The following is an 8,893-nucleotide window of genomic DNA, read 5'->3' as shown; positions in this document are numbered from 1 at the left end:
CGCCGGCGACGTGCCGCCCGCTCCCCCGGCCCCGCCCGTCACCCCCGAGCCGGCGACGCCCGCTTCTGGCGGCTTCCCCGCGGCTCCCCCGCCGCCTCCCGGCGCGTTCCCGGGGTACTCGGCCGCTCCCGCGGCGCCCGCCGAGGCGCCGACAGGCATCCCGACGACGGTCAACACGGCCTTCTGGCTGTACATCGCGAGCGCGGTGCTCAGCGTGATCGGCGGCATCGTGACGGTGGTCGGCGCGGGAAGCAACCGTGCCGCCGCGCTCCGCCAGCTGGCGAACTCGAACGCCGACCTCCACGGGCAGAGCGCCGAACAGGTCGTCAACGCGGTGATCGCGTTCGCCATCGGCTGGTCGATCGTCACGCTGATCTTCTGGGCGATCGTCTTCGTGCTCTTCGCCTTCTTCCTGCGCCGCGGGGCGAACTGGGCCCGGATCGTGCTGACCGTGCTGACCGCGCTCTCGCTGCTGAACGTCATCCCCGGCTTCCCGTTCGGCCTGCTGCAGGTGCTGGCCGCGATCGTCGCCGTCGTGCTGATCTGGCTGCGCCCGTCGAGCGCCTGGTTCGCCGCCATCAAGGCGTCGAAGGCACCGCGCGCATAGCGTTCCGTTCACCACGCACGAAGGACCCGCGACCAGTCGGCCGCGGGTCCTTCTGCGTGTACCGTGCGGGCTGCACGACGAAAGGAGCAACCATGCCGGGACGGGAAACCTCACTGAATGACCAGGGGCTGTACGAGAAGCTCCGCGACGAAGGCAACTCGAAGGAGAAGTCGGCGCGTATCTCCAACGCCGCCGCGGCACGTGGGCGCCGGTCGGTCGGCCGCGCGGGAGGCGAGTCCGGGTCGTATGACGACTGGACCGTACCCGAGTTGAAGAAGCGCGCGAAGGAGCTCGGGCTGACCGGCTACTCCAAGAAGAACAAATCGGAGCTGGTGAAGGAACTCCGCAACCACTGACCGGCGCCGCCCCTCCGCCGGCGGCGAGCGCGTACACTCGCGCCATGGACCTGCGCGACGTGGCCGCGGACCTGTACGGGGTCGCTCCCGCGGAGTTCGTCGCCGCACGGGCCGCTGCGGCAGCCGACGCGGATCGCTCCCTGCGCGCCGAGATCAAAGCGCTCCGCAAGCCGACCGCCGCGGCCGCCGCGGTCAACGCGCTGACCCGCAGCGATCCCGCGCTGATCGACCGCCTCCTCGCGCTCGGCGACCGCATGCGCGACGCGTTCGCCGCCCGCGACCGCGACGCGATCCGCGAGGTGACCCGTCAGCGCCAACGGATGCTGCAGGCCGCGCTGCGCGACCTCGATGCGAGCCCCGCGGTCGGCCGGGAGGTCGAGGAGACTCTGCAGGCGGCTGTCATCGACCCGGCGGCCGCCGCCGCGGTGCGCAGCGGGATGCTGGTGCGCCCGCTGGAGTCGACCGGCGTGGAGTCGGTGGACATCGCGGATGCGGTGGCGGTGCCGCTCGACGCGGCCGAGCTGACCGGGCCGCCGCGTCCTCCCGAGGCGCCGGCCGCCGCGGAGCCGGAACCGGAACCGGAGCCGGCGCCACGCGAGTCCGCGAGCGAGCGCCGCGAACGCCAGCGCGCCGTCCGCGCGGCCAAGCGGGCGCTCGAGCGGGCGCGCTCCGAAGCCGAGGCCCTCGACGACGAACTGGACGAGGAGGTCGACCGACGCGCCGATCTGGAGGCCGAGCGGGCCTCCCTCGACCGCCGCTTGCAGCGCACCGAGGCCGAGCTGGCGGAGTCGAAGGCCGCCGAGCGCGCATTGCGCAAGCGCATCCCCGAGGCGCAGCGCGCCGTGCGGGACGCCGAGCGGGCGCTCGACGAGGCCCGGGGCGGCTGAGCCCCGGGGCGCCGGTCGGGTCAAGGCAGGTGGTGCCCCACCTCGTCCTCGGCCATCACCATCATGCCCCCGGTGCGCTGCGAGGTGTGCATGAGCGCTTCCAACCACTGGCCGTTGATCGCCGGCGGGCGGCTCCCGGAGAACTGGAACGAGAGCGGGATCTCACGGCTGATCCAGAGCGAGACGCGGCCCGAACCCTGGTCGACGGGCACATCCCAGTTGAGCAGGAAGCTCTCGTGCCGGCGCAGTTTGGCGACGATCGCGAGCTTGATGTGGCTCAGCACCCGGTCGTCGAGGTCATATTCCTGACCTGCACCGTAGAGCAGTTTTCCCATCTCCCCATAGTGCCTCAGACCCCTACCTTCCGCGCATGCGAAGAAAGGGGATTGACACCGGTACGAAACACCTATAACCGTTCAGTCCTCGAGGAATCCCGTCAGGTGCGGCAGGAACGCGCGCAGTGCGCGGTCGTCACCGGCGGCGGCGAGCGCCTCGCCGAGGTAGTCGCCGTGGACCCCGGGCACGATCAGCAACCGGGCGTCGGGCAGTTGCGCCGCCAGCTCCACGAAATGGCCCGGACGGATGACGTCCCGATCGGCTCCGACGACGAGGGTGGGGGCGACGACCGACGCGATCAGCTCGTCCGGGAAGTCGGTGAAGCCGAGCATCAGCCGCCGGTCGAGCTCGAACATCCGGCGCGCGTGCTCCGGGTCGCGGCTCACCGCGAGGTCGGCCTCCACGTACACCCGCGGCATGTCCTCGAACCGTCCGCCCGCGAGGCCGTCCCAGAACCCGTCGACCATCCCGTCGCGGCGCACCGGCGTGGACGCCAGCACGAGCCGGCGTACACGCTCGGGATGCCGCGCTGCGAGTTGCAGCGCCACCTGCCCGCCGTTGCTGAAGCCGAGCACGTCGACCGGCCCGAGCCGCAGTCCGGCCAGCAGCGCGTCGACGTCGTCGGCCGAGGCCTCGAACGACGGCTCCCGGTCGCCCACCGGGGTGCGACCGTGCCCCTGCAGCTCGACCGCCAGCAGCGACCTGCCCCGCTCGAGCAGCGGGATCAGCCTCCCCCAGTTGGACGGGATCGTGGACCCGCCCCTGTGGATGAGCAGCAGCGGCGGCTGCGGGGAGTCCTCGTCTCCGTGCCATTCGTGGTGCAGGGGGATGCGCGTCACAGCCAGACGGTACACCCTTGCGAACTTCTGTTGGCAATACAGCAAAAGGTCTTCGGTGCACGGCGCGAAGTGGTTAGGCTTGGTCTGTTCGCGCGCATCGAATACCAGGCAAGGAGGCCTTCACAGGTCATGTCCCATCCACTCGCTGTCGCTGCGATCGGTTTCTGGCACGTGCACGCGGGCGATTACGCCCGCGCCGCCCAGAACCATCCCGGAACCACCCTCGTCGCCGTCTGGGACGACGATCCCGAGCGCGGACGCGCCGCCGCCGAGCAGTTCGGCGTCGAGTTCGTCGCCGACCTCGACGAGCTGCTGGCCCGCGACGGGCTCGACGCCGTCACCATCACCACCTCCACCGATCAGCACCGCGACGTCATCGGGCGCGCCGTCGCGGCGGGCAAACACGTGTTCACCGAGAAGGTGCTCGCGCCCACCGTCGAAGAGGCCGACGAGCTCGTCGCGGCCGCCGACGCCGCAGGAGTGTCGCTCGTGGTCTCGCTGCCGCGGCTCTACCACGGGTACACGCTCGCGATCGAGAAGGTGCTCGACGAGGGCACCCTCGGCGAACTCGCGTACAGCCGGGTGCGGCTCGCCCACGACGGATGGGTCGCCGGCTGGCTGCCCGACCGGTTCGGCAACCCCGCCGAGGCCATCGGCGGGGCGCTCACCGACCTCGGCTGCCACCCCGCCTACCTGACGCGGCTCTTCCATCGCTCCGAGCCGACGCGGATCACCGCGACCTACGGCAGCGTCACCGGCCGGGAGGTCGAGGACAACGCAGTGGTCACGGCGGAGTTCGACGGCGGGCGGATCGGCGTCTTCGAGGCCAGCCTCGTGCAGGGTCCCGGTGATTTCACGATCGAGCTGCGCGGCACGAAGGGCGCGCTGACCTACGGCGCGGCCGGCGGCGGCCTCCTGGTCGACGAGGGCGACGGGTGGCATGAGCTGCCGCTGCCGGACGACGAGCCCGGTGCCTTCGACGAATGGGTGCGCCGCATCCACGACGGCAGCAGGGCCGACGCCAATCTCGACCACGCACTCGCGCTCACCCGCACCGTCGTGGCGGCGAACGCCTCGGCCACGGCTCACGCCGCCGTGGCCCCTGCCGTCCCCGCCGTCACCGCGTCCCGCTGACCCATTCCCCGCTGATCCAATCCCCGCTGATCCCTCCCCGCGAAGGGCACGTCGTTGTCACTTCGCGTCCTTTCACACGACAACAACGTGCCCTTCGGCACACTCGACTCTTGGAGACTTCATGTCTGAAAACACTGTCCGCATCGGCCTGATCGGAGCCGGCGGTATCGCCGGCGCCCACGTCGAGGGCTACCTGCGCAACCCCGACACGATCACGTTCGCCGCCGTCGCCGACCCCGTGCGCGAGAGCGCCGAGAAGCGCGCCGAGGCGGCCGGCGCCGCCGTCTACGCCGATTACCTCACCATGCTCGCCGAGGCCGACATCGACGCTGTCGACATCTGCCTGCCGCACCACCTCCACAAGGACGCCATCGTCGCGGCCGCCCGGGCGGGCAAGCACATCCTGTGCGAGAAGCCGCTCTGCCTGACGCCGGAGGAGGCCGCCGAGGTCTCCGCCGCCGTGGAGGAGGCCGGTGTCACGCTGATGTGCGCGCACAACCAGCTGTTCCTGCCGGCGGTGGCACGAGCGAAGGAGCTCATCGAGGGCGGGACCATCGGGCGCGTCTACGAGGTGCGCACGACGGACTCGTTCTTCAACGACTTCGACCCGTCGAGCATGGGCTGGCGCGCGCACGCCGCGACGTCGGGCGGCGGCGAGCTGATCGACACCGGCTACCACCCGACCTACCTGCTCCTGCACCTCGCGGGCGGCGCCCCCGTCGAGGTCACGGCGATGCTCGCCACCCACCGTCTGGCCTTCATGGAGGGCGAGGACTCGGCCACCGTGCTCGTGCGGTTCGACAACGGCGTCATCGGCACCGTGGTCACGAGCTGGGCGTACGAGGCCGCACCGGGCACCGAGAAGTTCTCCGCGGTCGGCGAGCTCGGGAGCCTCAGCAGCGACGGCACCACCCTGACCGTCACGAAGCGCGGCGACGCGGATGCGACGGTGATCGAGCTGGAGCCCGTGCACCAGTTCGGCGAGGAGCTGAACCACTTCGCGCGCAGCATCCTCGACGGCACCCGTCCGCTGCACACGCAGAAGGAGGGCATCGAAGTGCTCGGGATCATCCTCGGCGCCTACGAGTCCGCGCGCACGCGCGCCGTGGCCGCCGTCCCGGCGCTCAGCGCGACGCACTGATGCGCGCCGGGCCGCGGCGGCCGTCCGCCGCGGCCCGGGCGTAGCCTCCTGCCATGGACTCCTTCCCGCTCCGCCTCGACCTCCGCGCCCACCCCGGCGTCGTCTTGAGGCGCCTCGAAGAGGACGACTGGGCGATCGAGCTGCAGCTCACGCGCGTCGACGATGTGCCGCCATGGACGATGTACCCGGCCGACCTCGACGAGGACGGCGCCCGCCTCCGCGCCCAACGCAACGTGCGGGCCGCCGACGCCGGCCACGGCATCCGCTACGTCGTCGACGAGCAGGGCGACGCCCTCGGCACGGTCGGCTTCGGGAAGTCGGACGACGGATTCGAAGTCTTCTACGCGCTGCGGCCGGAGGGCCGCGGACGCGGCCTCATCACCGCCGCGGTGACCGCTCTGACCGGATGGCTCGCCGGCCAGGGCGAGACGGTCGTCTGGCTGAGCACCCTCGACGGCAATGCCGCGAGCGAGGCGGTCGCCACGCGCTGCGGCTTCCGGAGGTTCCGCTCGGGCACCTACGTCGACGGCCGGCCCCTCACCGTCTGGACACGCGGACTGAGCACACCGACGGCGGCCGATTGACACACGATCTATTGCATATCTCCTGAGCAGAAACTGTTCCCAAAGGGTGGTCCGTGGGGTTAAAGTGACGCATGAGCACTCCGAAGGCGGGGGGCCAGCTCAGGGGTCCCGAGCATCCGCACCGCGACGATTTCGTCGCGGTACCCTACCTGCGTCAAGGCCAGCTCATCTCTCTGATCCGCTGGTCTCAGGTCAACGGCGAATGGCGCTACACGACCATGCTGGCCGAATACCTCCATCGCGACGAAGACAGCTGGTACCTGGTCATCAACGGACAGCGGGCGAAACTGAGCCGTTCGGAGTGGGCGATCTTCAACTGATTCCCCGCAGGGCGCGCTCGGCGTACTGTCCACGGGGTGAACGACGAAGCCGGCCGCCCACGACGCGTCGCCCCTGAGCACCGCTGGCCCGCCACGATCGGCACCATGGTCGCGCTGCTGGCGTACGCCCTCCTTCCGAGCGTCGTGCCTCCGTTCGCGCGCTTGGCTGTCGTCGGGGTCTGCGTGCTGATGCTGGTTTCACTCGTCATCTACAACCCGCACCGCCTCACCCGCGAGTCGAAGTGGTCGCGCCGCGCCGAGATCGCCGTCGCGGTGCTGATCCTCGCCGCCAATCAGATCGCGTTCGTCGAGACGATCGTGCGGCTGCTGAACAAGCACGGCAACGGCTCGGAGCTGCTCCTGGCCTCCCTGCAGGTCTGGATCACCAACGTCATCGCCTTCGGGCTCGTCTACTGGACGATGGACCGCGGCGGCCCGGTCGCGCGGATCACCCTCAAGCGCACGGACATCCCACCGGCCGACTTCCGGTTCCCGCAGGACGAGGACCAGGACGACGTGGACGAGGTCGCGCGGGGTTCCAGCCAGAGGGCGGACTGGGTGCCGAACTACATCGACTACTTCTACTTCTCACTGTCGAACTCGATGGCGTTCAGCCCGACGGACACCATGCCGTTGACCCACCGGGCCAAGCTGCTGATGGCGCTGGAGTCGTTCGCGGGGTTCGTTCTCCTCGCGCTCGTGATCGCCCGCGCGGTGTCGCTGATCGGCTGATTGCGCGGCGCTGATCGGCGGACGGCGCGGCAGGCGAGGCCAGGAACGCGATGACGGCCGCCACCTCTTCAGGCGCCCCCGGTCGGCCGACACCGTGCGCCGCGCGATCCGCTGGATGCACGCGAACGGCCCGGGGTTCGACCCACGCGGGCCGCTTCGGGGATACGGGTGTACACAGGGGGCATGACCGTCCGAACCGTACTCTTCGACGTCGACGGAACCCTCGTCGACTCGAACTATCTGCACGTCGACGCCTGGAAGCGCGCGTTCGCCGACCTCGGCGTGACCGTGGATGCCTGGCGGATCCACCGGGCGATCGGGCAGGACTCGGCCCGGCTGCTGCGGGATGTGGCCGGCGAGCACGACGACGCCTGGACCGAGCGCGCGAAGTCCCTCCACAGCGAGCACTACCGCGCATCGACGCACCGGCTCCGCGCCTTCGAGGGCGCGGCCGGCCTCCTGCGGGCGATCGACGCGCGCGGCATCCGGGTGGTGCTCGCCACCTCCGCGCCGGAGGACGAGCTCGTGCTGCTACGGGAGGCGATCGACGCGGACGACGCCATCCATGCCGTGACCTCGGCCGACGACGTCGACGAGGCCAAGCCCGACCCCGGCATCCTGGAGGTCGCCCTGCGTCGCGCGGACGCGACGGCGTCCGATGCGCTGATGGTGGGCGACTCGGTGTGGGACATGGCCGCCGCGGCCCGCGCGGGCATCCGCTCGCTCGGTGTGCTGTGCGGCGGGGTCGGCGCGGGCGAGCTCCTCGATGCCGGAGCGCGGAGCGTCTACGACGGCCCCGCGGGGCTGCTGGCGGCGCTCGACGACCTGCTCTGACGAACAGCGGTCGCGGCCCGCGTCAGGTCAGCCTTCGGGAAGCTCGCGCAGCTCGCTCGTGCGGTCGCCCGGGCGGTCGCCGGTGTTGACGGTTCCCTTCGGCTCGAACAGGACCACGAGCGCGTCCTCGTCGGCTCGCGGGCAGTGCTCCACGCCTCGAGGCACGACGAACACGTCGTGCGGGCCGAGTTCCACGTCGCCGTCGCGAAGCCCGATGGTCAGCCGGCCGGACACCACGAGGAACAGCTCATCGGTGTCGGGATGCGCGTGCCAGACGAACTCGCCGTTCAACCGGGCCACCTTGACGTCGTAGTCGTTGACGCTGGTCAACCGGTGCGGCTGCCAGGCCTCCGGAACGAGGGCGAACGCTTCATCGAGGTTGTGGACGGTACCGCTCATGGAATCAGCCTAGGCCGCGGCATCTTGCCAAGCACCGGTCGCGAGGCGTTTGATGCACGGTGAGAGCATCAACCGACGGAAGGATGGCCATGTCCGCCAGCGAACTCGAGATGTCGAGCGTCCGCTTCCCCTACCGCGAACGGATCTTCCACGTCGAGAAGAAGGCGCCGGGCGAGTGGGTCGTCCTGGACGGTTCGCACGCGCAGCTGGGCAGGCTCGTGCGCGTGTCGGTCGAAGGCGAGGAGCACGAACCGGTGTTCGGCGCCATCCCGCTGGGCTACTCCGAAACCCTGCACGAGGGGTCGGACTGGAAGTCTCTGGTCGCGTCGCTCATCAACGAAGCCCTCGACGACGAGCAGCCCGCCGCCACCGGCAACCAGGGCGACGCCTGATCCCCGCGCGCGCACACGTCGTGCGCAGGGCGGCGGGCTACGATACCGGGGATGAACGCAGCGCTGCGCAGGACGCTCGGCTGGGTGGCCGCGGTGCTGCTCAACCTGGGGGCGGTGTTGTTCGTCGTCGGCCTCATCGTGCCGCGCACCGGGGACGCCCCCATCCTCGGCGTCGGGATCGGCATGCTCGCGATCGGGCTGGCCGTCGGCGCGGTGTGGCTGTACGGCGGTCGTAACGCCGGCACGCGCTGAGCGCCTCCACCGGGCGGCCGACCGGACGTGGACGCGGAGCGGCCCCGCCCAGGGATGACGTGGGCGGGGCCGCAGTCACT

The 8,893-nt window shown here is 70.9% G+C and carries 14 protein-coding genes; 11 read left to right on the top strand and 3 right to left on the bottom strand.

Features of this window, described 5'->3' with window-relative positions:
• From Q0Q23_RS15025 to Q0Q23_RS15015, 3 genes are all read left to right on the top strand, one after another.
• On the top strand, positions 1-607 hold a 607-nt coding region (locus Q0Q23_RS15025), incomplete at its 5' end, for a hypothetical protein (protein WP_295125697.1).
• Between the two features lie 92 nt (positions 608-699).
• Positions 700-963, top strand: a complete 264-nt coding sequence (locus Q0Q23_RS15020) for a Rho termination factor N-terminal domain-containing protein (protein WP_295125693.1) — start codon at positions 700-702, stop codon at positions 961-963.
• Positions 964-1,007: 44 nt separating this feature from the next.
• Positions 1,008-1,850: a hypothetical protein gene (locus tag Q0Q23_RS15015; RefSeq protein ID WP_295125690.1), complete on the top strand. Its 843-nt coding sequence runs from the start codon at positions 1,008-1,010 to the stop codon at positions 1,848-1,850.
• Between the two features lie 20 nt (positions 1,851-1,870).
• Here the strand turns inward: Q0Q23_RS15015 and Q0Q23_RS15010 are convergent, their stop codons facing one another.
• Together Q0Q23_RS15010 and Q0Q23_RS15005 are read right to left on the bottom strand one after the other, a co-directional pair.
• Positions 1,871-2,185 carry a hypothetical protein gene (locus Q0Q23_RS15010; protein WP_295125687.1) on the bottom strand — a complete coding sequence of 105 codons (315 nt, stop codon included), beginning with the start codon at positions 2,183-2,185 and terminating at the stop codon, positions 1,871-1,873.
• 81 nt (positions 2,186-2,266) lie between these two features.
• Entirely contained in the window at positions 2,267-3,025 is a 759-nt protein-coding gene (locus Q0Q23_RS15005; protein WP_295125684.1) for an alpha/beta fold hydrolase, read from the bottom strand.
• 129 nt (positions 3,026-3,154) lie between these two features.
• On the opposite strand from Q0Q23_RS15005, the gene Q0Q23_RS15000 reads away from it, so the two are divergent.
• The 6 genes from Q0Q23_RS15000 (at position 3,155) to Q0Q23_RS14975 (ending at position 7,770) form a co-directional block, all read left to right on the top strand.
• Entirely contained in the window at positions 3,155-4,159 is a 1,005-nt protein-coding gene (locus Q0Q23_RS15000; protein WP_295125681.1) for a Gfo/Idh/MocA family protein, read from the top strand.
• A 121-nt stretch (positions 4,160-4,280) separates the two neighbouring features.
• Positions 4,281-5,300: a Gfo/Idh/MocA family protein gene (locus tag Q0Q23_RS14995; protein ID WP_295125678.1), complete on the top strand. Its 1,020-nt coding sequence runs from the start codon at positions 4,281-4,283 to the stop codon at positions 5,298-5,300.
• 53 nt (positions 5,301-5,353) lie between these two features.
• Positions 5,354-5,884: a GNAT family N-acetyltransferase gene (locus tag Q0Q23_RS14990; RefSeq protein WP_295125673.1), complete on the top strand. Its 531-nt coding sequence runs from the start codon at positions 5,354-5,356 to the stop codon at positions 5,882-5,884.
• Positions 5,885-5,955: 71 nt separating this feature from the next.
• The gene (locus Q0Q23_RS14985; RefSeq protein ID WP_295125671.1) at positions 5,956-6,204 is read left to right on the top strand and encodes a hypothetical protein; all 249 of its coding nucleotides are present in this window, start codon (positions 5,956-5,958) and stop codon (positions 6,202-6,204) included.
• A 36-nt stretch (positions 6,205-6,240) separates the two neighbouring features.
• A complete protein-coding gene (locus Q0Q23_RS14980) occupies positions 6,241-6,936 on the top strand; it encodes a hypothetical protein (protein WP_295125668.1) in 696 nt (231 codons plus the stop codon).
• Positions 6,937-7,119: 183 nt separating this feature from the next.
• On the top strand, positions 7,120-7,770 hold the full coding sequence (locus tag Q0Q23_RS14975; protein ID WP_295125666.1) for an HAD family hydrolase: 651 nt from the start codon (positions 7,120-7,122) through the stop codon (positions 7,768-7,770).
• Between the two features lie 27 nt (positions 7,771-7,797).
• Here Q0Q23_RS14975 and Q0Q23_RS14970 read toward each other — a convergent pair whose 3' ends face one another.
• A complete protein-coding gene (locus Q0Q23_RS14970) occupies positions 7,798-8,169 on the bottom strand; it encodes a cupin domain-containing protein (RefSeq protein WP_295125664.1) in 372 nt (123 codons plus the stop codon).
• Between the two features lie 89 nt (positions 8,170-8,258).
• Between Q0Q23_RS14970 and Q0Q23_RS14965 the strand changes: the two genes are divergently transcribed.
• Positions 8,259-8,561 carry a hypothetical protein gene (locus Q0Q23_RS14965; RefSeq protein ID WP_295125661.1) on the top strand — a complete coding sequence of 101 codons (303 nt, stop codon included), beginning with the start codon at positions 8,259-8,261 and terminating at the stop codon, positions 8,559-8,561.
• Between the two features lie 51 nt (positions 8,562-8,612).
• On the top strand, positions 8,613-8,813 hold the full coding sequence (locus Q0Q23_RS14960) for a hypothetical protein (RefSeq protein WP_295125658.1): 201 nt from the start codon (positions 8,613-8,615) through the stop codon (positions 8,811-8,813).
• The last annotated feature ends 80 nt before the right edge of the window (positions 8,814-8,893 follow it).

This window comes from uncultured Leifsonia sp. (genome assembly GCF_945957465.1).
Taxonomy (GTDB): Bacteria; Actinomycetota; Actinomycetes; order Actinomycetales; family Microbacteriaceae; genus Leifsonia.
The sequence above is the reverse complement of the archived record's forward strand: the minus strand, read 5'-3'. Positions and strand labels throughout refer to the sequence as shown.